The 25,655-nt window shown below is 74.1% G+C and carries 28 protein-coding genes; 20 read left to right on the top strand and 8 right to left on the bottom strand.

The window, feature by feature from the left end; genetic code table 11:
• Positions 1 to 13: 13 nt before the first annotated feature.
• The 3 genes from ACO4JP_RS12745 to ACO4JP_RS12735 are packed head-to-tail and all read right to left on the bottom strand — an operon-like array spanning position 14 to position 1,748.
• The gene (locus ACO4JP_RS12745) at positions 14 to 790 is read right to left on the bottom strand and encodes a S1C family serine protease (RefSeq protein WP_425954225.1); all 777 of its coding nucleotides are present in this window, start codon (positions 788 to 790) and stop codon (positions 14 to 16) included.
• Positions 787 to 1,383 carry a hypothetical protein gene (locus ACO4JP_RS12740; protein ID WP_425954223.1) on the bottom strand — a complete coding sequence of 199 codons (597 nt, stop codon included), beginning with the start codon at positions 1,381 to 1,383 and terminating at the stop codon, positions 787 to 789. The genes ACO4JP_RS12745 and ACO4JP_RS12740 overlap by 4 nt, the downstream gene beginning before the upstream one ends.
• A 14-nt stretch (positions 1,384 to 1,397) precedes the next feature.
• Positions 1,398 to 1,748 carry a DUF1844 domain-containing protein gene (locus ACO4JP_RS12735; RefSeq protein WP_425954221.1) on the bottom strand — a complete coding sequence of 117 codons (351 nt, stop codon included), beginning with the start codon at positions 1,746 to 1,748 and terminating at the stop codon, positions 1,398 to 1,400.
• A 354-nt stretch (positions 1,749 to 2,102) separates the two neighbouring features.
• On the opposite strand from ACO4JP_RS12735, the gene infC reads away from it, so the two are divergent.
• The 8 genes from infC (at position 2,103) to ACO4JP_RS12695 (ending at position 10,098) form a co-directional block, all read left to right on the top strand.
• Positions 2,103 to 3,146, top strand: coding sequence for a translation initiation factor IF-3 (gene infC / locus ACO4JP_RS12730; protein ID WP_425957108.1), 1,044 nt, complete (start codon positions 2,103 to 2,105; stop codon positions 3,144 to 3,146).
• A 99-nt stretch (positions 3,147 to 3,245) separates the two neighbouring features.
• Positions 3,246 to 3,440 carry a 50S ribosomal protein L35 gene (gene rpmI, locus ACO4JP_RS12725; RefSeq protein WP_111249828.1) on the top strand — a complete coding sequence of 65 codons (195 nt, stop codon included), beginning with the start codon at positions 3,246 to 3,248 and terminating at the stop codon, positions 3,438 to 3,440.
• Positions 3,441 to 3,503: 63 nt separating this feature from the next.
• Positions 3,504 to 3,887 carry a 50S ribosomal protein L20 gene (gene rplT / locus ACO4JP_RS12720; RefSeq protein WP_129202424.1) on the top strand — a complete coding sequence of 128 codons (384 nt, stop codon included), beginning with the start codon at positions 3,504 to 3,506 and terminating at the stop codon, positions 3,885 to 3,887.
• A 75-nt stretch (positions 3,888 to 3,962) separates the two neighbouring features.
• Positions 3,963 to 4,817, top strand: a complete 855-nt coding sequence (locus tag ACO4JP_RS12715) for a TrmH family RNA methyltransferase (RefSeq protein ID WP_425954218.1) — start codon at positions 3,963 to 3,965, stop codon at positions 4,815 to 4,817.
• A gap of 57 nt (positions 4,818 to 4,874) precedes the next feature.
• Complete coding sequence (thpR, locus tag ACO4JP_RS12710) at positions 4,875 to 5,498, top strand: RNA 2',3'-cyclic phosphodiesterase (protein ID WP_425954216.1); 624 nt, start codon at positions 4,875 to 4,877, stop codon at positions 5,496 to 5,498.
• Positions 5,499 to 5,643: 145 nt separating this feature from the next.
• The gene (pheS, locus tag ACO4JP_RS12705; RefSeq protein ID WP_425954214.1) at positions 5,644 to 6,705 is read left to right on the top strand and encodes a phenylalanine--tRNA ligase subunit alpha; all 1,062 of its coding nucleotides are present in this window, start codon (positions 5,644 to 5,646) and stop codon (positions 6,703 to 6,705) included.
• Positions 6,705 to 9,278 (top strand): phenylalanine--tRNA ligase subunit beta, encoded by a 2,574-nt coding sequence (pheT, locus tag ACO4JP_RS12700; protein ID WP_425954212.1) that lies wholly within the window; start codon positions 6,705 to 6,707, stop codon positions 9,276 to 9,278. The genes pheS and pheT overlap by 1 nt, the downstream gene beginning before the upstream one ends.
• Positions 9,271 to 10,098, top strand: coding sequence for an SDR family NAD(P)-dependent oxidoreductase (locus ACO4JP_RS12695; RefSeq protein WP_425954210.1), 828 nt, complete (start codon positions 9,271 to 9,273; stop codon positions 10,096 to 10,098). Before pheT ends, ACO4JP_RS12695 begins: the two co-directional genes overlap by 8 nt.
• A 70-nt stretch (positions 10,099 to 10,168) precedes the next feature.
• On the opposite strand, the gene ACO4JP_RS12690 is transcribed toward ACO4JP_RS12695, so the two are convergent.
• Positions 10,169 to 10,960 carry an LLM class F420-dependent oxidoreductase gene (locus ACO4JP_RS12690; RefSeq protein ID WP_425954208.1) on the bottom strand — a complete coding sequence of 264 codons (792 nt, stop codon included), beginning with the start codon at positions 10,958 to 10,960 and terminating at the stop codon, positions 10,169 to 10,171.
• Positions 10,961 to 11,012: 52 nt separating this feature from the next.
• Positions 11,013 to 12,458 carry an MFS transporter gene (locus ACO4JP_RS12685; RefSeq protein ID WP_425954206.1) on the bottom strand — a complete coding sequence of 482 codons (1,446 nt, stop codon included), beginning with the start codon at positions 12,456 to 12,458 and terminating at the stop codon, positions 11,013 to 11,015.
• Between the two features lie 134 nt (positions 12,459 to 12,592).
• On the opposite strand from ACO4JP_RS12685, the gene ACO4JP_RS12680 reads away from it, so the two are divergent.
• On the top strand, positions 12,593 to 13,180 hold the full coding sequence (locus tag ACO4JP_RS12680) for a TetR/AcrR family transcriptional regulator (RefSeq protein WP_425954204.1): 588 nt from the start codon (positions 12,593 to 12,595) through the stop codon (positions 13,178 to 13,180).
• Between the two features lie 13 nt (positions 13,181 to 13,193).
• Here the strand turns inward: ACO4JP_RS12680 and ACO4JP_RS12675 are convergent, their stop codons facing one another.
• Positions 13,194 to 14,177 (bottom strand): quinone oxidoreductase family protein, encoded by a 984-nt coding sequence (locus ACO4JP_RS12675; RefSeq protein WP_425954202.1) that lies wholly within the window; start codon positions 14,175 to 14,177, stop codon positions 13,194 to 13,196.
• A gap of 121 nt (positions 14,178 to 14,298) precedes the next feature.
• Between ACO4JP_RS12675 and ACO4JP_RS12670 the strand changes: the two genes are divergently transcribed.
• The gene (locus ACO4JP_RS12670) at positions 14,299 to 14,832 is read left to right on the top strand and encodes a GNAT family N-acetyltransferase (protein WP_425954200.1); all 534 of its coding nucleotides are present in this window, start codon (positions 14,299 to 14,301) and stop codon (positions 14,830 to 14,832) included.
• Here the strand turns inward: ACO4JP_RS12670 and ACO4JP_RS12665 are convergent.
• Complete coding sequence (locus tag ACO4JP_RS12665; protein ID WP_425954198.1) at positions 14,822 to 15,418, bottom strand: DUF1684 domain-containing protein; 597 nt, start codon at positions 15,416 to 15,418, stop codon at positions 14,822 to 14,824. The genes ACO4JP_RS12670 and ACO4JP_RS12665 overlap by 11 nt on opposite strands.
• 63 nt (positions 15,419 to 15,481) lie before the next feature.
• Here ACO4JP_RS12665 and ACO4JP_RS12660 point away from each other — a divergent pair, with 63 nt between their 5' ends.
• Entirely contained in the window at positions 15,482 to 15,898 is a 417-nt protein-coding gene (locus tag ACO4JP_RS12660; RefSeq protein WP_425954196.1) for a nitroreductase family deazaflavin-dependent oxidoreductase, read from the top strand.
• 26 nt (positions 15,899 to 15,924) lie between these two features.
• Here the strand turns inward: ACO4JP_RS12660 and ACO4JP_RS12655 are convergent, their stop codons facing one another.
• On the bottom strand, positions 15,925 to 16,563 hold the full coding sequence (locus ACO4JP_RS12655; RefSeq protein WP_425954194.1) for a class I SAM-dependent methyltransferase: 639 nt from the start codon (positions 16,561 to 16,563) through the stop codon (positions 15,925 to 15,927).
• Positions 16,564 to 16,638: 75 nt separating this feature from the next.
• Between ACO4JP_RS12655 and argC the strand changes: the two genes are divergently transcribed.
• The 9 genes from argC (at position 16,639) to ACO4JP_RS12610 (ending at position 25,652) form a co-directional block, all read left to right on the top strand.
• Positions 16,639 to 17,715 carry an N-acetyl-gamma-glutamyl-phosphate reductase gene (argC, locus tag ACO4JP_RS12650; RefSeq protein ID WP_425954192.1) on the top strand — a complete coding sequence of 359 codons (1,077 nt, stop codon included), beginning with the start codon at positions 16,639 to 16,641 and terminating at the stop codon, positions 17,713 to 17,715.
• Between the two features lie 109 nt (positions 17,716 to 17,824).
• A complete protein-coding gene (argJ, locus tag ACO4JP_RS12645) occupies positions 17,825 to 19,021 on the top strand; it encodes a bifunctional glutamate N-acetyltransferase/amino-acid acetyltransferase ArgJ (protein ID WP_425954190.1) in 1,197 nt (398 codons plus the stop codon).
• Entirely contained in the window at positions 19,018 to 19,947 is a 930-nt protein-coding gene (gene argB / locus ACO4JP_RS12640) for an acetylglutamate kinase (protein WP_425954188.1), read from the top strand. Before argJ ends, argB begins: the two co-directional genes overlap by 4 nt.
• 89 nt (positions 19,948 to 20,036) lie before the next feature.
• Complete coding sequence (locus tag ACO4JP_RS12635) at positions 20,037 to 20,711, top strand: DedA family protein (RefSeq protein WP_425954186.1); 675 nt, start codon at positions 20,037 to 20,039, stop codon at positions 20,709 to 20,711.
• A 27-nt stretch (positions 20,712 to 20,738) separates the two neighbouring features.
• Positions 20,739 to 22,040: an acetylornithine transaminase gene (locus tag ACO4JP_RS12630; RefSeq protein WP_425954184.1), complete on the top strand. Its 1,302-nt coding sequence runs from the start codon at positions 20,739 to 20,741 to the stop codon at positions 22,038 to 22,040.
• Positions 22,037 to 22,972: an ornithine carbamoyltransferase gene (argF, locus tag ACO4JP_RS12625; protein ID WP_425954182.1), complete on the top strand. Its 936-nt coding sequence runs from the start codon at positions 22,037 to 22,039 to the stop codon at positions 22,970 to 22,972. The genes ACO4JP_RS12630 and argF overlap by 4 nt, the downstream gene beginning before the upstream one ends.
• Positions 22,969 to 23,478, top strand: a complete 510-nt coding sequence (locus tag ACO4JP_RS12620) for an arginine repressor (protein WP_425954180.1) — start codon at positions 22,969 to 22,971, stop codon at positions 23,476 to 23,478. The genes argF and ACO4JP_RS12620 overlap by 4 nt, the downstream gene beginning before the upstream one ends.
• 49 nt (positions 23,479 to 23,527) lie before the next feature.
• The gene (argH, locus tag ACO4JP_RS12615) at positions 23,528 to 24,982 is read left to right on the top strand and encodes an argininosuccinate lyase (protein WP_425954178.1); all 1,455 of its coding nucleotides are present in this window, start codon (positions 23,528 to 23,530) and stop codon (positions 24,980 to 24,982) included.
• Between the two features lie 52 nt (positions 24,983 to 25,034).
• Positions 25,035 to 25,652, top strand: a complete 618-nt coding sequence (locus ACO4JP_RS12610; RefSeq protein ID WP_425954176.1) for a uridine kinase family protein — start codon at positions 25,035 to 25,037, stop codon at positions 25,650 to 25,652.
• Positions 25,653 to 25,655: the final 3 nt, after the last annotated feature.

Genomic DNA, 25,655 nt, shown 5'->3' with positions numbered 1-25,655 from the left:
CAGCGGCGCGCGGTCACGAGCAGGGCTTGACCGTCGTGAAGGCGCTCGTGTCGGCGAGCAGCGTGCGCAGCGTCGAGACGGGCACGAGCAGCGACCGCCCGTCGTTGGTCTTGGCGTACACGACGCCGACGACGTGCCCCGACTCGTCGAGCGCGGCGGAGCCCGACGAGCCCGGCTCCACGGGCGCGTCGGTGAGCAGCACCTGCCCGAGGTTCTCGTTGAGCGGGTCGCTCGTGGGCCCGATGACCTTGCCTTCGGTGACCGTCAGCGCGCCGCCCTCGGGATACCCGACGACGGACACCTGCTCGCCCGCGACGGGGTCGGCGTCGCTGAGCAGGGGCGCCGACGGCAGCGAGTCGTCGGTGTGCACGACGGCGAGGTCGGCCAGGCCGGCCGTACTTGCCGTCGCGACCTCGAGATCCCGGCCGTCGTAGGTGCTGACCTGGAGCGACGCGGCGTCGGCGACGACGTGGCGGTTGGTGATGAGCGTGTGCTGGTCGATTGCGAAGCCCGACCCGGTCGAGACCTTCCCGCAGCCCACGTTGCGGATCCGCACGGCCATGCGCTGGACCGCGTCGAACCCGTCGGGGGACAGGGCCGCGGCGTCGGACGGCGCGATCGTGGGGGCGATTGCTTCGGGCGCGGTCGGCACGAGGTCGCTCGCGACCACGTCGGAGGGCGCGGCCGAGGGCAGCCCCGGGAAGTCCGGCACGACGCCGCACGCGGAGAGCGTTCCGGCGACGGCGAGCACCCCGAGCGCGCGCAGCGGACGACACCCTGCCCACCTCATTGCTGGAGCTCCTGCTGGAGCTTTGTGTTGGCATCGGTCGCCTGCTTGCACAGCGCGTCGACCTCCTTCGCGAAGCGCGTGAGGTCCGCGGCGTCGTACTGGTCGGGACTGCGCAGGTACGTGATGAGCTGCGACTGCCCGGCGGTGCAGCGGCCCAGCGCCTGCGCGACGACGCCGGCGGCCTCGCTGACGCGCTTCTGGTAGTCGAGGTACTGCTGCGCGGCGGCGTTCACGTCGCCCAGCTGGGCCTTCTCGTCGGCGAGCGTGGTGATGCGGGCCGTAGCGGTCGCGAGCTGGTCGCGGGCGGAGGAAAGCTCCTCGGTCGACGCCTCGAGCCGGGTCTCCAGCTCGATCACGCGCTGCGCCTGGGCGTGGGCCTGCTGCTGCCAGGCGTCGGAGTCGGCGTGCCAGCGGTCGGCGGCATACCAGAGGTACCCGCCCAGCCCGAGGGCGGCGACGAGCAGCACTGCCAGCACGACGACGACACCCCGCCGCCGGGGGGCGGGGAAGGGCGCGTCCGTGACAGGCGCCGGGGCGTCCGGCGGAGCCTCCCCGGGGAGGTCGGCCGCGGCGCCGGGCCGCTCGTCGATCACGGGTCCTCCGGTGGCTAGACGACGGAGCCGGTGTACTTCTCGCCCGGGCCCTCACCGGGGGCGTCGGGAATGACCGACGCCTCGCGGAACGCGAGCTGCAGAGTGCGCAGCCCGTCGCGCAGCGAGCGGGCGTGCACGTTGCCGACGTCGGGGGCCGAGGCAGTGACGAGCGCGGCAAGCGCCGTGATGAGCTTGCGGGCCTCGTCGAGGTCGAGGTGACCCTGCTCCTCGGCGTCCTCCGCGAGGCCGCACTTCACGGCGGCCGCGCTCATGAGGTGGACGGCGGCGGCGGTGATGACCTCGACGGCGGAGACGTCGGCGATGTCGCGCGCGGCCTGGCCGGCGGCGTCGGGAGAGGTGCTCATGAGGGGATCATAAGTGGCGGCCGATGGCAGAAAGGCGCGTGATGTCGCCCACCTCACGAGGCCCGGCTTCGGCGACCGGCCCCGCCCGTGCTAGCCTTGGCGGTTGACCGACCCGGCAGGACCTTACGAGGCCCGGCCGGGTGCATCAAGTGGAGAACCTCCCACCCGAGTTCCGACTGGCGAGAGCCGACAGGGGCCGGGTCCGGTCGGACGGCGGTACCTCTCGACGGGGTAGTTGCCGTCCACCCCGTCCGCGGGCACGGCATCGCCGTCTCCGTCGTCGGGCATACCGAAGGCCTCCACCCTGGTGCTCAGGGGCGGGGGCCTTTCCTCGTTCCTGGTGGTTCACCGACGATTCCTAGGAGCATCACCATCAGCGAGCCTCGCATCAACGACCGGATCCGCGTCTCCGAGGTCCGGCTCATCGGTCCTGGCGGAGAGCAGGTCGGCGTTGTCGCCACGGCAGTCGCCCTGAAGCTCGCCCAGGACGCGGACCTCGACCTCGTCGAGGTTGCCCCGGACGCTCGTCCGCCGGTCGCCAAGCTCATGGACTACGGCAAGTTCAAGTACGAGTCCGACATGAAGGCCCGTGAGGCGCGCCGCAACCAGGCGAACACGGTCCTCAAGGAGATCCGGTTCCGCCTGAAGATCGACCCGCACGACTACGAGACCAAGAAGGGTCACGTCGTCCGGTTCCTCGAGGGCGGCGACAAGGTCAAGGTCATGATCATGTTCCGCGGGCGTGAGCAGTCGCGCCCCGAGATGGGCGTGCGCCTGCTGACCCGGCTCGCGGAGGAGGTCTCGGACCTCGGCAGCGTCGAGTCGATGCCGAAGCAGGACGGTCGCAACATGACCATGGTGCTCGGCCCGGTGAAGAAGAAGGCCGACGCCAAGGCCGAGCAGCGCAAGCGCGCCTCGGAGGTCAACGCCACCCGCATCACCAAGTCCGAGGCCCGCCGTGCTGCGGTCGACCCCGGGGAGCTTGACGAGGCGGAGGAGCCGGTCGAGCTCGAGCTCGAGCTCGACGAGGTCGACACCGTCGACGAGGTCGAGGTGCCGTTCGCGGAGGCCGTCGCGGCAGCGACCGCCGAGGTCGAGGCCCGGCCCCAGCCCGTCGAGGAGCCCGTCGAGGTCGAGGCTCCGGCCGAGGCCCCGGTCGCGCAGCGTTCCCCGGCGCCGCGCTCGGCTGGTGCGAGGCCGGCGACCGGCCGGCCGGCGACCGCCCGCCCGGCGACCGCCCGCCCGGCGACAGCCCGGCCGGCTGCCGCGACGCCCGCGACTCCGCGCCCGGCCGTTCCCAGGCCTGCCACCGCGACGCCGGCTGCGCCCAAGCCGGCCGTCCCGAAGCCCGCGGTTCCGAAGCCGGCCCCGAAGCCCAGCCCGCGCAGCCCGCGCTGACCTGGCTGCAACCGATGAACCCGGGCGACGGCAACCCGTCGCCCGCACCACGTCCCCGCCGATCCTGACGGGTGACCGACACAAGGAGAGACGGCAGTCATGCCGAAGAACAAGACGCACTCCGGCGCCAAGAAGCGCTTCCGGATCACCGGGAGCGGCAAGGTCATGCGCGAGCAGGCGAACGCCCGCCACCTGTTCGAGCACAAGCCGAGCACCCGCACGCGCCGTCTGGCCCAGGACCAGGTCGTCGCGCCCGCTGACGTCAAGAAGATCAAGAAGCTGCTCGGCAAGTGACCTCCCTGCGCGGCTGACAGCCGCGCGGAGCATTTCCCGGCCCCGAAATTCAAGGAGCATCACGTGGCACGCGTGAAGCGGGCGGTCAACGCCCAGAAGAAGCGCCGTACGACCCTCGAGCGCGCCAGCGGTTACCGCGGCCAGCGCTCGCGCCTCTACCGCAAGGCGAAGGAGCAGGTCACCCACTCCCTCGTCTACGCCTACCGCGACCGCAAGGTCAAGAAGGGCGACTTCCGCAAGCTGTGGATCCAGCGCATCAACGCTGCGGCTCGCGCCCAGGGACTCACCTACAACCGCTTCATCCAGGGCCTTGGGCTCGCGGGTGTCGAGGTCGACCGTCGCATGCTCGCCGAGCTCGCGGTCAACGACATCGCGGCGTTCAACGCCCTCGTCGAGGTGGCCAAGGCCGCCCTCCCCGAGGACGTCAACGCGCCCAAGGCCGCCTGAGCCTGCCGCCAAGAGCGACCTGCTTTGAGCACCCCGGACGCCCGGACAACCCCCGCCACCGCTGACGCGACGCTCGTGAACCCGCGAGCCGACCGAGTCAAGCAGGTGCGGGCGCTGTCCGGGCGTTCGGCGCGTCTGCGGCACGGCCGGTTCCTCGTCGAAGGGCCGCAGGGCGTGCGCGAGGCGGTGCGCTACGCGCCCGGCGCCGTCCGCGACGTCTACCTGACGCCGGCGACGGCGGAGCGGTACGACGAGATCGTCACGGAGGCCCGCGCCGCCGGGCTGTACGTTCACGTCGGCACCCGTGAGGTGCTCGAGGCGATGAGCCCCGACGCCCAGGGAGTGCTCGCCGTCGTCGACACGCGGCCCCTCCGGCTCACGGAAGCGCTCGCCGCGCTCGACGACCCGGACGGGGGACGGCGCCGCGCGCTGCTCGTGGCCGTTCTCGCCACGGTGCGCGACCCCGGGAACGCCGGCACCGTCATCCGCGCGGCCGACGCCGCGGGCGCCGACCTCGTCGTGCTCGCCGGCGACAGCGTCGACGTGCACAACCCCAAGGTGGTCCGGTCGACCGCCGGCTCGCTGTTCCACCTGCCGGTCGTCGCGGGTGTCCCGCTGGCCGACGTCGTCGACGCCGTCCACGCCGCCGGCATGACGGCGCTCGCCGCCGACGGCGCCGGAGACCGCGATCTCGACGACCTGCTCGACGTCGCGGGGCCCGCAGGCCACGGGGTGCGCGCGCACGGCACCCCCGACCTGGCGGCGTCGACCGCCTGGGTCTTCGGCAACGAGGCCTGGGGCCTGCCGGTGGAGGACCGCGAGCTCGCGGACGCCGTCGTGCGCGTGCCCATCCGCGGCAAGGCCGAGTCGCTCAACCTCGCGACGGCCGCCACCGTGTGCCTCTACGCGAGCTCGCGCGCGCAGCGCTGAGCACCGCTCCTGCCGAATCCTGCTGACACCGCACCACGCGGCTGAGACGATCGCGTGATGCGCCTGTTCACCGCCGTCTACCCGTCGCCGGAGGCCTCCGCCCACCTCGACCTGGCCCTCGGCTCGATCGGGGGCGCCGCCGTCGCCGACCCGGGCGCCGGCCTCCGCTGGGTGCCCAAGGAGCAGCGGCACGTGACGCTCGCGTTCCACGGCGAGGTGCCCGACGGCGCCGTGCCGGGGTACGTCGAGGCGCTGCGGGCGCTGGTCGCCCTGGCCCCGCCGTTCGACGTCGTGCTCGCGGGCGGCGGGTCCTTCGGCAGGCGCACGCTCTGGGCCGGCGTCGGCGAGGGCGCCTCCGGGCTGGCCGGGCTCGCCCGCGCCGCCGAGGATGCAGCGGCCGAGTCGGGCTTCCGCGCGGACGACCGCGCGGGCGGCCGCCCGCATCTCACCCTGGCGCGCGCGTCGACGTCGCGCGGGATGCCGAACCGCGGCGCCACTCGTCGCCCGCGCGACCTGTCCGAGGAGGCGCCGCTCGCGCAGTGGGCGCACGCCCTGGCTGTCTACCGCGGCCCGTCGTGGACGGTCGACCGCGTCCACGTGGTCGCGAGCGAGCTGGGCGCCGGCCGCTCGGGCGGCGCGCTGCACACGGACGTCGCGCAGCTGCCCCTCAGCGGGGCGTGAGCGATCAGGTCGTCGGTGCGCGTCCCGATCGTGCGACGCGTCCGACGACCAGAGCGCGAACCGACGACCTGACCGAGGCCAGGGCCGCCCGTCCGCGCCCAATAGACTGACCCCCGTCCCCGACCTCCCTCTTTCGGAAGGCACCATGTCTGCACCTGCCGACGCCCTGCCCGAGGGCCCCAGCCCGCTCGACGTCGCCGCGCTCGACGCCGCCGTCGAGAAGGCGCTCGTCGACGTCGCCGGGGCCGGCGACCTCGAAGCCCTCAAGGTGGTCCGCACCGCGCACACGGGCGACCGCAGCCCGCTCGCCCTCGCGAACCGCGCGATCGGCGGCCTGCCCGGCCCCGACAAGGCCGCCGCCGGGAAGAACCTCGGCCCGCGCCGCGGGAAGATCGCGCAGGCGATCGCCGCCCGCCAGGCCGAGCTCGAGGCCGAGCGCGACGAGCGGGTCCTGTTCGAGGAGGCCGTGGACGTCACGCTGCCGACGGGCCGCCGTCCCGCGGGCGCGCGGCACCCGGTCGAGTCGATCCAGGAGAACATCGCCGACTTCTTCGTCGGCATGGGCTGGGAGATCGCCGAAGGCCCCGAGGTCGAGGCCGAATGGTTCAACTTCGACGCCCTGAACTTCGGCCCGGACCACCCGGCCCGGCAGATGCAGGACACGTTCTACGTCGCCGGCGGCAAGAACCTCGTCCTGCGCACGCACACGTCGCCGGTCCAGGCCCGTTCGCTCATCGCGCGCGGCGCACCGCTGTACATCGCCGTGCCCGGCAAGGTCTTCCGCACCGACGCGCTCGACGCGACCCACACTCCGGTCTTCCACCAGTGCGAGGGCCTCGCGATCGACAAGGGGCTGACGATGGCCAACCTCGTCGGCACGCTCGACGCATTCGCCAGGGCGATGTTCGGCCCCGAGGCCAAGACGCGCCTGCGACCCTCGTTCTTCCCGTTCACGGAGCCGTCGGCCGAGATGGACCTGTGGTTCCCGCAGAAGAAGGGCGGCCCCGGCTGGATCGAGTGGGGCGGCTGCGGCATGGTGCACCCCAACGTGTTGCGCGCCGCCGGCGTCGACCCGGACGAGTACCAGGGCTTCGCGTTCGGCGTCGGCGTCGAGCGCGCGGTCATGCTCCGCCACGGGATTGCTGACATGCACGACATCGTGGAGGGCGACGTGCGCTTCTCCACCCAGTTCGGGATGGAGATCTGATGCCCCGCGTCGTCACGGAGTGGCTCGGCGACCATGTCGAGCTCCCGCAGGACCTCACTGCCGAGCGGCTCGCCGCCGCCCTGGTGCGGGTGGGCCTGGAGGAGGAGGCGGTCCACGCCGCCAAGGTCACGGGCCCGCTCGTCGTCGGCCGCGTGCTCGAGCAGACGCCCGAGCAGCAGAAGAACGGCAAGACCATCAACTGGTGCATGGTCGACGTCGGCCCCGAGCACAACGACCCCGCGCTCGGTGGGACCGGCGCTCGTGGCATCGTCTGCGGCGCGCACAACTTCGGCGTGGGCGACCTCGTCGTCGTCGCGCTGCCCGGCACCGTGCTGCCTGGGCCGTTCGCCATCGCCGCGCGCAAGACGTACGGCCACGTCTCGGACGGCATGATCTGCTCGCAGCGCGAGCTGGGCCTGGGGGAGGACCACGACGGGATCATCGTGCTGCCCCGTCTCGGATTCGACGAGGCCGGCCTCAAGCCGGGCCAGGACGCCATCGCGCTGCTCGGCCTGGGCGACGAGGTCCTCGAGATCAACGTGACCCCGGACCGCGGGTACGCGTTCAGCTACCGGGGCGTCGCCCGTGAGTTCTCGCACTCCACGGGCGCCCGCTTCACCGACCGCGGCCTCGCCTCGAACCTCGAGGTGCCCCCGCCGGCCGCGACCGCGGACGGGTTCGTCGTCGAGGTCGAGGACGTCGCGCCGATCCACGGCGTCGTCGGCTGCGACCGGTTCGTCACGCGCATCGTGCGCGGCATCGACCCCACTGTCGCGACGCCGGCCTGGATGAAGCGCCGCCTCGAGGGCTCGGGCATGCGTTCGATCTCACTCGCCGTCGACGTTACGAACTACGTGATGCTCGACCTGGGCCAGCCGCTGCACGCGTACGACCTCGACAAGGTGGCCGCCCCGATCGTCGTCCGCCGCGCCGCCGCCGGCGAGCGCCTCACCACGCTCGACGACGTCGACCGCGCCCTCGACGCCGAGGACCTCCTCATCACGGACAGCCCCGAGGGGGTGCGCGCCTCGCGGGTGCTCGGCATCGCGGGCGTCATGGGTGGCGCCTCCTCCGAGGTCTCCGCGACGACGACGGCGGTGCTGGTCGAGGCCGCCCACTTCGACCCGATCACGGTCGCCCGCAGCGCGCGCCGCCACAAGCTGCCCTCGGAGGCGGCCAAGCGGTTCGAGCGCGGCGTCGACCCGCGGCTGCCCGCGGTCGCGGCGCAGCGGGTCGTCGACCTGCTGGTCGAGCACGGCGGCGGCGTCGCCGACCCGGCCGTGAGCGACCTCGACGAGACGAGCGAGCCCGCACCGGTCACCGTGCCGCTCGGCCTCGCCGCGCGCGTCGCCGGGGTGGAGTACTCGCGCGAGCAGGTCGTCGGCATCCTCGAGCAGATCGGCTGCAGCGTCTCGCCCGGCCCCGACCAGGACTCGGTGGTCGTGTCCCCGCCGACGTGGCGGCCCGACCTCACCGAGCGTGTCGCGCTCGTCGAGGAGGTCGTCCGCATCGCGGGGTACGACCAGATCCCGTCCGTCGTGCCGGCCGCCCCCGGAGGCCGCGGCCTGACCGCCGGGCAGCGCATGCGCCGCTCGGTCGCGCGCTCCCTCGCCGAGGCGGGTCTCGTCGAGACGATCTCGTACCCGTTCGTCGGCGAGGCCGATCTCGACGCGCTCGGCCTGCCCGCCGGCGACTCGCGCCGAAACGCGCTGCGCCTGGTGAACCCGCTCGCGGACGACCGCCCGCTCCTGCGCACGTCGCTGCTGGTCACGCTCGTGGAGACCGCGCGCCGCAACGTCGCGCGCGGCCTGCCCGACGTCGCGGTCTTCGAGGTCGGCCTCGTCACCCTGCCCGACGCCGACGCGCCCGCCGCGCCGCAGCTGCCCGTGGGCATCCGCCCGTCCGACGACGAGCTGGCGGCGCTCGAGGTCGCGGTGCCGCCGCAGCCCCGTCACGTGGCCGGTGTGCTCACCGGTCGTCGCGACCACGCCGGCTGGTGGGGCGAGGGCCGGACCGCCGACTGGGCCGACGCTCTCGAGCTCGCGCGCCTCGTGGCCGAGCGGGCCGGCGTCGCGGTGACGGTCGAGCCCGACGTCGAGACGATGCCATGGCACCCCGGCCGCTGTGCCCGCCTCCTCGCGGGCGGCGAGCTGGTCGGCCACGCCGGCGAGCTGCACCCCAAGGTCGTCGAGCGCACCGGGCTGCCGAAGAGGTCGGTCGCCTTCGAGCTCGACCTCAGCGCGCTCGCCGCCGCCTCGAGCGGCGAGCCCGTGGTCGCGGCGCCGGTCTCGGCCTTCCCGGCCGCGAAGGAGGACTTCGCGTTCGTGGTCGACGCCGGGATGCCCGCAGAGGCGGTGCGCGCCGCCGTCGTGGCGGGCGCGGGCGACCTCCTCGAGGACGTCACGCTGTTCGACGTCTTCACGGGCGAGCAGCTCGGCGAGGGCAAGAAGTCCCTGGCCTACGCGGTGCGTCTACGTGCCGCGGACCACACGCTGACGGCCGACGAGGTGCGCGCGGCGCGCGACGGCGTCGTCGCCGCGGCCGCCGCGATCGGGGCCGTCCTGCGTGGCTGACCCGGCCCCGGCGCGCACCGCGCTGGTCACGGGCGCCTCGCGCGGCATCGGCCGCGCGGTGGCGCTCGGCCTCGCGGCCGCGGGCCTCGACGTCGCGCCGCTCGCCCGTGACGTGGCACGCCTCGACGACGTGGCCGCAGCGGTGCGCGCGGCGGGGCGCCACGCCGTCGTGCTGGCCGCCGACGTGACCGACGCGGACGCCGTGCGCGCCGCCGTCGAGCAGGCCGAGACGGAGCTCGGCGGCGTCGACCTGCTGGTCGACGCCGCCGGCGTCATCGACGCCGAGGTGCCGGCCTGGGAGGCCGACCCCGACGAGTGGTGGCGCACCGTCGAGGTCGACGTGCGCGGGCCGTTCCTGCTGGCGCACGCCCTCGTGCCGCGGATGCTCGCGCGGGGCGGAGGGCGGGTCGTGCACCTGGCGTCGGGCGCCTCGAGCCACGAGATGCCCGGCTCGAGCGCCTACAACGTCGCCAAGACGGCGCTGGTCCGGCTGGGCGCGCACCTGCACGATGCCGGTCACGCGCGCGGGCTGCGGGTGTTCGAGGTGGCGCCGGGCAGCGTCGCGACCGACATGACCGCGTCCATGCCGATGCACGCGGGCCGCACGGAGTGGACTCCGGTCGAGCGCACCGTCGACGTCGTCACGGCGATCGCGCGCGGCGAGCTCGACGCCTGCTCGGGCTGGTTCGTGCGCGTCACGGCAGACACGCCGACGTCGCTGCGCGCGCTCGCTCCGGGCGCACCGGCCAACGCCCGGCGGCTGCGCGTGCTGCCCGCAGGGGCGGGCGACCCGCTCACCGAGGAGCTCACGGGCCGCTGACGGCCCGGGTCAGCCCCGGGTCGCCAGCGCGAACACGCGCGGGAACTCGAGCGGCGTCAAGATCACCGCGTCAGCGCGCGTCGCGCCAGGCGATCCAGTCCCGGAGCCTGGTGAGGTCGTAGTCGGGACCGCCGACCCCGACCGTCAGGAGCGTGGCCCCTGCCGCCACGAGCGCCTTGCCGCTCTCGCCCGGGGTGCCCCGGACCTCGACCGACCGCTCGACGAGCCGCGCCGTGTCCCGCCCGACGGCCGCACCGTGCTCGTCGAGGATGGCGGACTTGCGCGTCAGGGTCTCGACGTCGCCGAACGAGTGCCAGACGTCGGCGTGCTCGGCCACGATGCGCAGCGTCTTGCGCTCGCCGCCACCGCCGACCAGCACGGGGATCTCCCGTGTCGGGGCGGGGTTGCCCGCGGCGAGGCGGGCCTTGATGCGCGGGAGGTCGGCGGCGAGCCGCGCGATGCGGCTGCCCGCGGTGCCGAACTCGTAGCCGAACTGCTCGTAGTCCTTGCGGAACCACCCTGCACCGATGCCGAGGATCAGGCGGCCGCCGGACATGTGGTCGACGGTGCGGGCCATGTCGGCCAGCAGGTCAGGGTTGCGGTAGGAGTTGCAGGTCACCAGCGCGCCGATCTCGACGCGCTCGGTGAGCTCGGCCCAGGCGCCCAGCATGGTCCAGCACTCGAAGTGCTTGCCGTCCGGGTCGCCGTAGAGCGGGTAGAAGTGGTCCCAGTTGAAGATCACGTCGACGCCGAGGTCCTCGGCGCGCAGGACGGCGTCACGGATCTGGCCGTACTCGGCCTGCTGCGGCTGGAGCTGGACGGCGATGCGGACGCGACGGTCCGCTGCTTCGGGGATGCTCATGCCCGGCAGCCTACGGAAGCGACGGGCGTGTGCCGAGAGGTCCGGTGCGGCGTCATGCGGCGAGCGCCTCCTCGAGGTCGCGGGCCTCGAGCGCGCCGTCGTGCTCGACGGCGTCGCGCGCCGCTGCCCGCGACGGCCTCGAGGCCAGCGCGACCACCGCAGCGAGCCCCGCGAGCACGGCCAGCACGAGGAACCCGACGACGTACCCGCGCTCGGTCGGCTCGCCGCCTGCGGTCGCCGCGGAGCCGGTGACGATGGCGGTGGTGAGCGCCGTGCCGACCGCGGACCCGATGGTGCGCAGGTTGGCGTTCATCCCGCTGGCGACGCCGGTGCGGTCAGCGGGCACGGACGCGACGACGACGTTGGTCATGGCCGCGAACGCGACCCCGAGCCCGAGCCCGAAGACGCCGGCCTCGACCGCGAGCACGGCCGCGGAGCCGTGGACGAGCGCGATCGCCGTCGTCGCGACGGCGATGAGCAGCGCACCGCCCGCGAGCTGGGCGCGCAGGGGCACGACGCGAGTCAGCGGCCCGGTGAAGAACCCGGCGGCCGCCATCAGCACCAGCATGGGCAGCATGAGGAGCCCGGCGGTGCCGACGCCGGCCCCGAGGCCGTAGCCGGTCGAGACCGGCTCCTGGAGGAACCGCGCGAAGTATGCCCAGACCCCGAACATCGCGGCGCCCACCAGCACGGCGGCGACGTTGGTGTTCCACACGCCGGGCAGCCGCATCATGCGCATGTCGACGAGCGGCTCGCGGGCGCGCAGCTCGACCGCGACCCACACGGTGGCGAGCACCGCAGCCGCGACGAGGAGCCCGATCGTCCGTGCGGAGCCCCAGCCCCACGACGCGCCCGAGCTCAGGGGCAGCAGCAGGGCCAGCAGCCAGGCGGAGAGCAGCACGCCTGCCGGAACGTTGACGCGGCCGCGCGCGGCTGGGACGCCGTCCGGCACGCCGCGCTGCACGAGCACCGCGCCGACCGAGACGCCGGCGAGCGGCAGCAGGAAGAGCCCGCGCCAGCCGATCGCCGTGGCGAGCGGTCCGGCGAGCACGGTGCCGATGCCCGCGCCGACGGCGACTAGCGCGGACAGCGCACCGATGCCGCCGGCCACGCGCTCGCGGGGCAGCACGTCGCGGACCAGGCCGAACGCGAGCGGGAACATCGCGCCGCCGAGGCCCTGCAGGGCACGGCCGGCGAGCAGGACGGGAAGGTTGGGGGACGTGGCGGCGACGAGGCTGCCGAGCGCGACGGCCGCGAGGGCGGCGAGCAGGACGCGGCGTTTGCCGAGAAGGTCGCCGGCGCGCCCGAGCAGGGGAGTGGCGACGGCCGAGACGATGAGCCAGGTGGTCAGGGCCCAGGTGATCCCGGCGGCGTCGGTGTGCAGGTCGTGCTGCATCACGGGCAGCACGGGGACGAGCAGCGACTGGAGCGTGGCGAACGAGCCGATGGCGACGCCGAGCGCGATGAGCGCGCGGCGGGGGCTGGTGTGGGGGCGCATGAACAGGAATCCGTTCTGGCGGGGGAGGTCCTGCGTCGTCGAGGCGTAGGATCGGGAGGATGGCTCCGATCGGAGGAACCCTCCGGTACAACATAAGCGGAGGGATCCTCCGCACGCAACCCCCTGGAGGAACGGTGTCCACCCCGTCCGTCGAGCTGCCCACCGAGCTGCCGGAATGGACCGGCATCCAGCGCCCGCAGCGCGCTGACGCGCGCCGGAACTTCGACGCGCTGCTCGTCGCCGCACGCGACGCCTTCGCCGAGCACGGCACGGGCGCGTCGCTCGAGGAGGTCGCGCGGCGTGCCGGCGTCGGCATCGGCACGCTGTACCGGAACTTCCCGACGCGCGACGCGCTCGTCGAGGCCGTGTACATCGCCGAGATCGAGAAGCTCGTGGACGCCGGTCACGACGCGCAGGCGCTCGGCCCGTGGGATGGCCTCGCAGCCTGGCTCCAGCGGTTCGTCGACTACATCGGCACCAAGCGCGTGCTCATCGAGGGCCTCAACCGCGAGTCCGGCGTGATGCTGTCGTGCCGCCACGCCATGTACGGCGCGGGCGAGCCGCTGCTGCGCCGCGCCCAGGAGGCCGGTGTCGTACGCGACGACGTCTCGATCGACGACGTCGTCCGGCTGCTCTCCGGCGTCGCGGGCGTCGCGTTCCCGGACGCCGAGCAGCGCGAGCGCGTCGTCGGCCTCGCGATCGACGGCCTGCGGGCGCGCTGACGCCTGCCGGGGCTCAGGGGATCAGGACGACCTTGCCCGTCGTTCGCCGGCCCTCGAGCGCGCGGTGCGCCTCTGCGGCGTCGGCGAGCGAGAACGTCGCGCCGATGCGCACGTCGAGGTCGCCCGCGGCGGCAGCGCCCATGACCTCGGCCGAGCGCCACTCGAGCTCGGCGCGCGTCGCGAGGTAGTCCCCGAGGGTCGGCCGCGTGAGGAACAGCGAGCCCGCGCGGTTGAGCCGCTGCGGGTCGACCGCAGGCACGGGGCCCGAGGAGGCGCCGAAGAGCACGAGCATCCCGCGCTTGCGCAGCGAGACGAGCGACGCGTCGAACGTGGACCGCCCCACGCCGTCGTAGACCACGTGCACGCCCTGGCCGTCGGTCAGCGCGCGGACCGCAGCGGGCAGCTCGGCGGTGAGGTCGCCCATCGCGGCGTAGTCGACGGTGTGCGCGGCGCCGGCCGCGCTCGAGAGCGCGGCCTTCTCGGGCGTCGACACGGTCGTAATCACACGGCCGCCGCGCGCGACGGCGAGCTGCGTCGCCAGCAGCCCGACCCCGCCAGCACCGGCGTGCAGCAGGACGTCGTGGCCGGGGCCCACCTCGAACGTCGAGGCCACCAGGTAGTGCGCCGTCATGCCCTGCAGCGGCAGCGCCGCCGCGACGGTCAGGTCCAGGCCTGCCGGGACGCGCACGGCGTTGGCGGCGGGCACGAGCGCGAGTTCGGCGTAGCTGCCCGGCGCGTCGTTCCAGGCGACGCGGTCACCGACGGCGAACGCGTCGACCCCCTCGCCGAGGCCCTCGACGACGCCGGCACCCTCCACACCCACGACGTGCGGGAAGGGCATCAGGTACTGGCCGCTGCGGCGGTAGGTGTCGATGAAGTTCACCCCCGCGCCGGCCACGCGCACCAGCAGCTGACCGGGTCCGGGCTCGGGGTCCGGGAGCTCGACGGAGGACAGGACCTCGGGGCCGCCCGCCTCGCGGGCCTGCACTGCGCGCATGCGGCAGAGCCTACTCACGCAGGTCCGGAGGCATGCGAGGGACCAGACCGCATCGGCCTTCGTGCCGCATCAGGTTTGCTCGTGGGGGGGCGCCCGCGTCCGGATGGCTACCCTCGGCACCGTGAGCACCGTGACCGACCCCGCCCTGCTGATCCGCCCTGCGACGGACGCCGACTGGCCCGCGATCTGGCCCATCGTCGAGGCGGTGGTGCGCGAGGGGGAGACCTACGCGTATCCGGCGGACCTGACGAGCGAGCAGGCGCACGCCTTGTGGCTCGAGCAGCCTCCGGGCGCGACCGTCGTTGCGGACCTCGGCGGCGCCGTCGTCGGCACCGCCAAGATGGGGCCGAACCGGCCCGGGAACGGTGCGCACGTGGGCACCGCGTCGTTCATGGTCGCGCCGGCCGCGCGCGGGCGCGGGGTGGCGCGGGCGCTCGGCGAGCACGTCGTCGCGTGGCACCGCGCGCAGGGCTTCCGTGGCATCCAGTTCAACGCCGTCGTCGAGACGAACGCCGCGGCCGTGCACCTCTGGCACACCCTGGGGTTCCGGACCATCGGGATCGTGCCGGGCGCGTTCCGCTCGCCCTCGCGTGGGTACGTGGGGCTGCACGTGATGTACCTGGACCTGGCAGCGGATCAGCAGCTCAGCGCGTGAGCACCTCGCCGGCCCGCACGGCGACGTCGACGCGGTTGCCCGGGGGAGCCAGCGGGCAGACCCACGCCGGGTCGTACCGGCAGGAGGGGTGGTAGGCGAAGTTGAGGTCGACGACGAGCTGGTCGTGCGTGCCGCCCAGGTCGGCGCCCTTCGCGGTGTCGAGCAGGTAGCGGCCGCCGCCGTAGGACTCGGCACCCGCGGTCGCGTCGCGCAGCGGGACGAACAGCCCGCCGCCGTACTGCGCGAGCCACCACACGTCGAGCGACCCCACGCCAGGCACCTCGAGGCGCCCCGTCCGCTCGAGCGTCGTGGTGCCGTCGCCGCCGGTGTCGAGGTGCAGCGAGGCCGGCTCGGCGGGCAGCACGGCCAGCTCGAAGCGCAGTCCCGGGTCGTAGGGCAGGTAGGGCAGCCCCGTCCCGCGCAGCGGGTCGTCCGCGGGCAGCGGCGACTGCGGATGGTGCAGGAAGAGGTCGTCCCGCCCGGCACGCCAGACGGCGTAGCCGTCCGCCGGCTCCGTCTCGGCGCGGACGCGGGCGTACAGCTCGGCGACGCGACGCCGCCAGTCGGTGAGCTCGAGTCGGTCCACGGCCCGATCATGGCCCGCGCGGCCGGAGAGCGCAGCGTGCCGACCTCGGCGAGCATGGCGGGTATGACGAGCGACGGCGTCGGGCGGGTCAAGGCGACCTGGCTGCGGATCATCAAGCACTCGCTCAACCACCTCACGCTGCGCGCCGCCCGGTCGGGGCGCGGGCCGTTCACCCTGGTGCGGCACCTGGGCCGCACGTCCGGGCGCACCTACGAGACGCCGCTCGTGCTGGCCCGCACGCCGAACGGCTTCGTCACCGAGCTCACCTACGGGACGCAGGTGCAGTGGTTCCGCAACGTCGTCGCCGCGGGCGGCTGCACCGTGGTCCGGGGTGCGCAGAGCTGGCAGGTGGGCGCGCCGCAGGTGCTCGATGTCGCGGCCGGGCTCGCCGCGTTCCCGCCGTCGCGGCGGGTGGTGCTGCGCCTGCTGCGACGCCGGGAGTTCCGGCTGCTGCCGTTCGTGCGGCCACCGGCGCTCTGAACGAGGACGTCGGGGTCGGCCCCGCGTCAGCGACCCAGCTCGGCCAGGAGCACGGTGTCGTTGCCGTCGGTCCACGTGGTGTGGCGCAGCACCCTCAACGCTGCTGCGGCGCCGAACGCGGCCATCCGCGCGACGGAGTCGAACCGGTCGTGGTGCATCGGGTACGGCGCGACGGGCGCGGGCTGCGCGCCGTCGCCGCCCCCGTGATGCCGGTGGTGCTTGCCGGGCTCGAACCCGACGAACGTCGCCGTGACCACGCGTCCGCCCGGTCGCAGCACGCGTACCCACTCGGCGAGCGCGGCGTCGGCGTCGGGAAACAGGTGGAGCGCCGTCGTGCACGTGACGACGTCGAACGACCGGTCGGCGAAGGGCAGCACCGTTGCGTCGCCCTCGACGAGCTCGGCGCCGGGCAGCGCGGCGCGCGCGACCGTGAGCATGCCGGGCGACAGGTCGATCCCGGCGAGCCGGACACCCTCCGCCTCGGGCCGGGTCGCCAGGGCCCGCAGCACCAGGCCGGTGCCCGTGCCGGCGTCGAGCACCGAGCCGACGCCGTCGAGGGAGACGAAACCGGCCACCGCCGCGGCGAGCTCCCGGTGCATCGTGCTGTCGTCGTACTCCGGGGCCCGTCCGTCGAATCGCTCGCGCACCGCCTGGGTCACGTCCATGCGGTCAGAGTAGGGCTCCTCGCGGCGACGTCAGCCGAGATAGCGTGTCGACTCTATGCAGGGGTATGTATAGTCATGCACATGACGACCACGCAGCGTTTCCGGGTCGCCGTCTCCGGCGCGTCCGGCTACGCGGGCGGTGAGTTCCTCCGGCTCGCCGCGAACCACCCGCACCTCGAGATCGGCACCCTCACCGCGCACTCCAACGCCGGCGCCACCCTCGGCAGCCTGCAGCCGCACCTGCGCTCGCTCGCCGACCGCGTGCTCGAGCCGACGAGCGTCGAGGCGCTCGCGGGGCACGACGTCGTCGTGCTCGCGCTGCCGCACGGCGCCTCGGGCGAGATCGCGGCGCAGCTGCCCGACGATGTCCTGGTCCTCGACCTCGGCGCCGACCACCGCCTCACCTCCGCCGCCGCGTGGGAGCAGTTCTACGGCAGCCCCCACGCGGGCACCTGGCCGTACGGGCTGCCCGAGCTGCTGCACGCGAGCGGCGGCACCGTGACCGGCCGCCAGCGCGACCTCCTGCGCGGGGCCCGGCGGGTCGCCGTCCCGGGCTGCAACGTCACCGCCGTCACGCTCGGCCTGCAGCCGGGCATCGCCGCCGGGCTGATCGAGCCCACCGACGTCGTCGCGGTGCTCGCGAACGGCTACTCGGGCGCCGGCAAGTCGCTCAAGCCGCACCTGCTGGCCTCGGAGGCGCTCGGCGCCGCGGCGCCCTACGCCGTCGGCGGCACGCACCGGCACATCCCGGAGATCGCGCAGAACCTCGGCGTCGCCGGGGCGGACGCCGTGACCATCAGCTTCACGCCCACGCTCGTGCCCATGTCGCGTGGCATCCTCGCCACGGCGACGGCGCGCCTCGCGCCCGGCGCCGACGCGGGCGCCGTCCGCGCCGCCTGGGAGCAGGCGTACGCCGACGAGCCGTTCGTGCACCTGCTGCCCGAGGGGCAGTGGCCCAGCACCGCGATGACGCTCGGCGCCAACACTGCGCTGGTCCAGGTCGCCGTCGACGCCGCCGCCGGGCGGGTCGTCACCGTGACCGCCATCGACAACCTCGTCAAGGGCACCGCGGGCGCCGCGATCCAGTCCCTCAACCTCGCACTCGGCCTCCCGGAGACGGCGGGCCTGATCACCGAAGGAGTCGCTCCGTGAGCCTTGCCCACGACGTCACTCGCTGCGACCACCCCACGAGTCCGCCCGCTGCGCTGCGCGGACTCGCGGGGACCCCGACCTGCGCTCGCGACCTCGCGGGGGCCTCGGCATGACCGTCACCGCTGCCGCCGGGTTCCGGGCCGCGGGTATCACCGCCGGCCTCAAGCCGTCCGGCAACCCGGACCTCGCCCTCGTCGTCAACGACGGCCCGCAGTTCGCGGCCGCCGCCGTGTTCACCGCGAACCGCGTGGTCGGCGCCCCGGTGCTGTGGTCGCGCCAGGCCGTGAAGGACGGCGTCGCGCGCGCGGTCGTGCTGAACTCCGGCTCCGCCAACGTCTGCACGGGTCCCGGCGGGTTCCAGGACTCGCACGCCACGGCCGAGGCCGTCGGCGAGGCGCTCGGCATCGGCGCGATCGACGTCCTGGTCGCCTCGACGGGCGTCATCGGCGTCCGCCTGAAGCGCGAGAAGCTGCTGGCCGGCATCCCCGTCGCCGCCGCTGCCCTCGCCGGCGGTGAGGCCGCGGGCGCCGCCGCGGCGTCCGCCATCATGACCACGGACACCGTCGCCAAGACGTCGGTCCGCACGGTCGAGACGCCGCAGGGCACGTTCACCGTCGGTGGCATGGCCAAGGGCGCGGGCATGCTCGCCCCGGCGCTCGCCACCATGCTCTGCGTGATCACGACCGACGCCGTCGTGCCCGACGGCGACGCGGGCGCCGCGCAGCTCGACGCAGCGCTGCGCTCCGCGACGGCGACGACGTTCGACCGCATCGACTCCGACGGCTGCATGTCGACCTCGGACACGGTGGTGCTCATGGCCTCGGGCGCTTCGGGCGTCGCGCCGGACGACGCCACGCTCGCCGAGGCCGTCCGCACCGTCGCCGCCGACCTCGCCGCCCAGCTCCTCGCCGACGCCGAGGGCGCCTCGCACGACATCGCGATCACGGTCACCGGCGCGACGACGGAGGACGCTGCGCTCGCGGTCGCCCGCGCGATCTCGCGGTCGAACCTGGTCAAGACCGCCGTCTACGGCAACGACCCGAACTGGGGCCGCATCCTCGCCCAGGTCGGCACGGTGCCCGAGTCGGTCGCACCGTTCGACCCGGACCAGCTCGACGTGAGCGTCAACGGCGTCATGGTCTGCCGGGCGGGCGGCGCGCACGAGGACCCGGCGCTGGTCGACCTCGCGGCGAACCGCCTCGTCGAGATCCTCGTCGACCTGCACGCGGGCGGCACCGAGGTCACGCTGTGGACCAATGACCTCACGCACGCATACGTCGAAGAGAACAGCGCGTACACCTCATGACCAGCGACGCCGTCGCCTCGCTCGCGCCCGAGCAGAAGGCCGAGGTCCTCCTCGAGGCCCTGCCCTGGCTGCAGGAGTTCGCCGGCGCGCTCGTCGTCGTCAAGTACGGCGGGAACGCGATGGTCGACGAGCCGCTCAAGGCCGCCTTCGCGCAGGACATGGTGTTCCTGCGCCAGGTGGGCCTGCGTCCCGTCGTCGTGCACGGCGGCGGCCCGCAGATCAACGCGATGCTCGGCCGCCTCAACATCCCCAGCGAGTTCCGCGGCGGCCTGCGCGTCACGACGCCGGCCGCCATGGAGGTCGTGCGGATGGTCCTCACGGGCCAGGTCGGCCGCGAGCTCGTGGGCCTCGTCAACGCCCACGGGCCGCTCGCCGTCGGGCTGTCGGGGGAGGACGGCGGCCTGTTCCGCGCCACGCGCCGCACCGCCGTCGTGAACGGCGAGCCCGTCGACGTCGGCCTCGTCGGCGACGTCACCGCCGTCGACCCGTCCGCGGTCGAGGACATCCTTGCGGCGGGCCGCATCCCCGTGGTCTCCACGGTCGCGCCCGACGTCGACGTCCCCGGGCAGGTGCTCAACGTCAACGCCGACACCGCGGCGTCGGCGCTCGCGGTCGCGCTCGGCGCGAAGAAGCTCATCGTGCTGACGGACGTCGAGGGCCTGTACACGGCGTGGCCGGACAAGTCGTCGCTGGTCGAGCGCATCACCGCGAGCGAGCTCGCGGCCCTGCTGCCGTCCCTCGAGTCCGGCATGGTGCCGAAGATGGAGGCGTGCCTGCGCGCCGTCGAGGGCGGCGTGCCGGCTGCGACCGTCATCGACGGCCGGGAGCCGCACTCGGTGCTGCTCGAGGTCTTCACCACGCGCGGCAACGGCACGATGGTTGTGCCGGACGCCCCTGACGGGCACATCGCGGGCCGCTCGATGTGATGCAGTCGTAGAGCCTGCCGAACGCCTGCGGGTCCGGTGCCAGGTAGCGTAAGGCGGTTGGTCACGAGCACGGAGAGCGCAGGAGCATCTTGGTTCACACATCTCTGGTCTCGTGGATGGACCCGCAGGCGATCATCCACGGCGCGGGCACCTGGGCGCTGCTCGTCGTCTGCCTGATCGTCTTCGCCGAGACGGGCCTCCTCGTCGGCTTCATCCTCCCGGGCGACACCCTCCTGCTCGTCAGCGGGGTGCTGTCGGCGCCCGGGGTCCAGATCTTCCACGTGCACGTCGCGTGGGTCGCGCTCGCCATCGCCGTCGCCGCGTTCCTCGGCGGCGAGCTCGGCTACTACATCGGCCACAAGGCCGGTCGCCCGATCTTCGAGCGACGCGAGTCCGGTCTGTTCTCCCGGGAGAACGTCGCGCGCACCAACGTCTTCTTCGACCGCTTCGGGCCGGGCGCTGTCGTCGTCGCGCGGTTCGTGCCGGTCGTGCGCACCTTCGCCCCGGTCGCGGCCGGTGTCGGCCGCATGCCCGCCCGCCGCTACTCGCTGTACAACGCGATCGGTGCCGTCCTCTGGGCCGGCGGCATGGTCTACCTCGGCTACGCCCTCCACCTGATCCCGCCGGTGCAGCACTTCGTCGAGAGCTACTTCGACATGATCCTGCTCGCGGCCGTGGTCCTCGCGGTCGTCCCGGCAGGCATCCAGGTGCTGCGGGCCAGGAGCAAGGCCAGGCGTGCCGAGGCCCGCGACGAGTCCGCCTAGTTTGTCTATGCACTCACATGTATAGTCATGCAGGTGAGTAGCGAGCTCCTCGAACAGTGGACCGGCGCGGACGCCGTCTCGGTCGCCGGCTGGACCAGCCGGTACACCCACGCCGTCATGGACACCTTCGGCCCGCCGCAGCGCGTGCTGGTGCGCGGCGAGGGTCCGTACGTCTGGGACGCCGACGGCAAGCGGTACCTCGACCTGCTGGCAGGCATCGCCGTCAACGCCCTCGGCCACGCGCACCCCACGCTCACCGCGGCGATCAGCGCGCAGCTCGGCACGCTGGGCCACGTCTCGAACTTCTTCGGCACGCCCACCCAGATCGCGCTCGCCGAGTCGCTGCTGCGCCTCGCCCAGGCACCCCAGGGCTCGCGCGTCTTCTTCACGAACTCGGGCACCGAGGCGGTCGAGGCCGCGTTCAAGATGACGCGCCGCGTGCGCCCGGACGGCCGGCTCGGCCGCGTGCTCGCGCTCGAGGGAGCGTTCCACGGACGTTCCATGGGGGCGCTCGCCCTCACCGCCAAGGAGGCCTACCGGGAGCCGTTCGAGCCGCTCCCCGGCGGCGTCGAGCACCTCCGGTTCGGCGACACCGCCGCGCTCGACGAAGCCTTCGGCGCCGAGGCCGTCGCCGAGCGCGGCCCCGTCGCCGCGCTCGTCGTCGAGCCCCTCCAGGGCGAGGCCGGCGTACGGACCCTGCCGCCGGGCTGGCTCGCGCACGCACGCCGGCTGACCACCGAGGCGGGGGCGCTGCTGATCCTCGACGAGATCCAGACCGGCATGGGCCGCACCGGGGCGTGGTTCGCGCACCAGCACCCGGAGGTCGGCGGCGGCGTCGTGCCGGACGTCGTCACGCTCGCGAAGGGCCTCGGCGGCGGCTTCCCGATCGGGGCCGTGATCGCGTTCGGCGAGCGCGCCGCGACGCTGCTCGGCCGCGGGCAGCACGGGACGACGTTCGGCGGCAACCCGGTCGCCGCCGCGGCCGCGCTCGCCACGATCGGCGTCATCGAGCGTGACGGCCTGCTGGCCAACGTCCGCCAGGTCGGTGCGCTGCTGCGCGAGGAGATCGAGCTGTGCGGCTCGCCGCTGGTCCGCGAGGTCCGCGGGCGGGGGCTCCTGCTCGCCGTCGTGCTGAACAAGCCCATGGCGTCCGACGTCGCTGCCGCCGCACTGGAGGCCGGGCTCATCGTCAACGCCGTCGCTCCGGACGCGATCCGCCTCGCGCCCCCGCTCATCCTCAACACGGACCAGGCCCGCGACGCGGCCCGGTTCTTCGCCACGCTCTCGCTCCCCGCCGAGACCACGCCCGAGCCCGAGGAGACCCGATGACCGTCCGCCACTTCCTGCGCGACGACGACCTCTCACCCGCCGAGCAGAAGCAGGTCCTGGAGCTCGCCATGGCGTTCCGCGACGACCGCCACGTGCGCCAGCCGCTCTCGGGCCCGCGCGCGGTCGCGTTCATCACCGACAAGCCGACGCTGCGCACCCAGGTTTCGTTCGCCACGGGGATCGCCGAGCTCGGCGGCTTCCCGATGATCGTCGACGGCAACCTGGCACAGATCGGCAAGCGCGAGTCGATCGCAGACACCACGCACGTGCTTGAGCGCATGGTCTCGGCCATCGTGTGGCGCACCTTCGGCGACGACAGCCTCGCGGAGATGGCCGCGGCGTCGAGCGTGCCGGTGGTCAACGCGCTGACGGACGGCTACCACCCCTGCCAGATCCTCGCGGACCTGCTCACGGTCGCACAGCACCGCGGCGGCGTCAGCGGGCTGCCCGGCCAGGCCTTCGCGTACGTCGGCGACGCCGCGAACAACATGGCCAACAGCTACCTCGTCGGCGGGGTCACCGCCGGCCTGCACGTGCGCGTCGGCGGCCCGGAGGGCTACCTGCCCGACGCCGCAGTCGTCGCCCGCGCACAGGAGATCGCGTCCCGGACGGGCGGGTCGGTGACCGTCACCACGGACCCGGTCGAGGCCGTGGCCGGCGCCGACGCCGTCGCGACCGACACCTGGGTCTCGATGGGTGCCGAGGCCCAGGCGGAGGAGCGGGCACAGGCGTTCCTGCCGTTCCAGCTCGACGCGGACCTGCTCGCGCACGCCAAGCCCGACGCGATCGTGCTCCACTGCCTGCCCGCCTACCGCGGCAAGGAGATCACCGCCGACGTGATCGACGGCCCGCAGTCGGTCGTCTTCGACGAGGCCGAGAACCGCCTGCACGTGCAGAAGGCGCTGCTGACCTGGCTGCTGGAGCAGCGATGACCGACGGCGTCGTGGCCCCCCTCACCAAGGCCGCGCGCCAGGCACGCATCGTCGACCTGGTGCGCCGCGGGGCCGTGCACTCCCAGTCCGAGCTGGCCCGCCTCCTCGCGGAGGAGGGCCTGTCGGTCACGCAGGCCACGCTGTCGCGGGACCTCATCGAGCTGCGCACCGAGAAGGTCCGCACCGCGGCGGGCGCCCTCGTCTACGCCGTGCCCGGCGAGGGCGGCGACCGCAGCGTGCAGGCCGACCAGGACGACGAGTACCTCGCCGCCCGCCTCGGCCGGCTCTTGGCCGACCTGCTCGTGTCCGCCGAGGCGTCCGCCAACCTCGTCGTGCTGCGCACGCCCCCGGGTGCCGCCAACTTCCTCGGCTCCGCGATCGACCACTCCCTGTTCCCCGGCGTGCTCGGCTGCATCGCCGGCGACGACACGATCCTCGTCATCTCGCGTGACCCCGCCGGCGGGGACGAGCTCGCCCAGCGCTTCCTCGCGCTCGCGACCCCCTGACCGCGGCCGGCACGCCCCGCATCTGCCCGCACCACCCGGAAGGCCCACCATGCCCGAGATCGAGAAGCACGACGCCGGCGAGGCCACCACGTCCGCGCAGCCCACGATGGCGCTGTGGGGCGGCCGCTTCGCGGGCGGCCCCTCGCCCGAGCTTCAGGCGCTCTCGCAGTCCACCCACTTCGACTGGAAGCTCGCGCCCTACGACATCCGCGGCTCGCAGGCCCACGCCAAGGTGCTCCACCGTGCCGGCCTGCTGTCCGACGACGAGCTGGACCGCATGACCGACGCCCTGGGCGTCCTCGCGGCCGACGTCGAGGCCGGCAGGTTCCTCCCGCTGCTCGAGGACGAGGACGTCCACACCGCGCTCGAGCGCGGCCTGCTCGAGCGCGCGGGCGCCGAGCTCGGCGGCAAGCTCCGCGCCGGCCGCTCGCGCAACGACCAGATCGCCACGCTCGTGCGGCTGTACCTGCGCGAGCAGGCCCGCACCATCGCGACGCAGGTGCTCACCGTCGTCGACGACCTCATCGCCCAGGCGCAGGCGGCGGGGACCGCGGTGATGCCGGGTCGCACCCACCTCCAGCACGCCCAGCCGGTGCTGCTCGCGCACCATCTCCTCGCGCACGCGTGGCCGCTGCTGCGCGACGTCGACCGGTTCATCGACTGGGACGTGCGCGCCGCGCGCTCGCCGTACGGCTCGGGGGCGCTCGCGGGCTCGTCGCTCGCCCTGGACCCGGCCGCCGTCGCTGCGGACCTCGGCTTCGACGGCCCGGTCGAGAACTCGATCGACGGCACCGCTGCGCGCGACGTCGTGGCGGAGTTCGCGTTCGTCGCCGCGATGATCGGCGTCGACCTGTCGCGGCTGGCCGAGGAGATCATCCTCTGGAACACCAAGGAGTTCGGTTTCGTCCGCCTGGACGACTCCTACTCCACCGGGTCGAGCATCATGCCGCAGAAGAAGAACCCGGACATCGCCGAGCTCGCACGCGGCAAGGCCGGCCGCCTCATCGGCGACCTCACGGGACTCATGGCCACGCTCAAGGGCCTCCCGCTGGCGTACAACCGCGACCTGCAGGAGGACAAGGAGCCGGTCTTCGACCAGGTCGCCACGCTCACGGTCCTGCTGCCCGCCTTCGCGGGCATGGTCCGCACGATGACGTTCGACACCGCCCGCATGGCCGAGCTGGCTCCGCAGGGCTTCTCGCTCGCCACCGACATCGCCGAGTGGCTGGTGCGCGAGGGCGTCCCGTTCCGCGTCGCGCACGAGGTCGCGGGCACCTGCGTCAAGGCGTGCGAGGAGCGCGGCATCGAGCTGTGGGACCTGTCGGACGCCGATCTCGCCGCGATCAGCGAGCACCTGACTCCTGACGTCCGCTCGGTGCTCTCGGTGGAGGGCTCGGTCGCGTCGCGCGACGCCGTCGGAGGCACCGCCCCGGCCCGCGTGGCCGAGCAGCTCGAGTCGGCCAAGGAGCGCGCCACGGAGTACCGCTTCTGGGCGGCGGCATGACGCAGCCGTCCCGGTGGTCCGGCTCGTCCGGACCGCGCGCCACGACCCGCCGATGACCGTCACCCCCGACGTCGTCGCCGCCCTCACCGCACTCGCGCGCGCGGGCCGCGCCACGGCGCCGGCCGGCCGCCCGTTCCTCGTGGTCGTCGACGGCCCGGCGGGCTCGGGCAAGTCGACGCTCGCCGCGCAGCTCGCACCGCGCCTGGGCGACGGCGCGGGCGGTGCGGCCCCGGTCGTGCACCTCGACGACCTCTACGAAGGCTGGGAGGCCGGGCCCGACGGCGGCGCCCAGCGCCTCGCGGAGGGGATCCTCGGCCCGCTCGCCGAGGGCCGACCGGGCCGGTACCGCCGGTACGACTGGGCCGCCTCGGCATACGCCGAGGAGCACGAGGTGCCGCTCGCCCCGTTCGTCGTGCTCGAGGGCTGCGGCGCGGGCGCCCGCGCCGTCGACGCACAGGCGCGCCTGCTCCTGTGGGTCGAGGCCGACGACGCCGAGCGCCTGCGGCGCGGCCTGGCGCGCGACGGCACGGCCGAGCGCGCCCACTGGCTCGCGTGGATGGACGACGAGGCCGCCCACTATGCGCGCGAGCGCACGCGGGAGCGTGCTGACGTCCGCCTCGACGGTTTCGGCCACGTCCAGACCTGGCCCGCCGAGCTCCGGTCGACGTAGCGT

Origin of the sequence: Xylanimonas sp. McL0601, from assembly GCF_049852175.1 — a bacterium.
Taxonomy (GTDB): Bacteria; Actinomycetota; Actinomycetes; order Actinomycetales; family Cellulomonadaceae; genus Xylanimonas.
The sequence above is the reverse complement of the archived record's forward strand: the minus strand, read 5'-3'. Positions and strand labels throughout refer to the sequence as shown.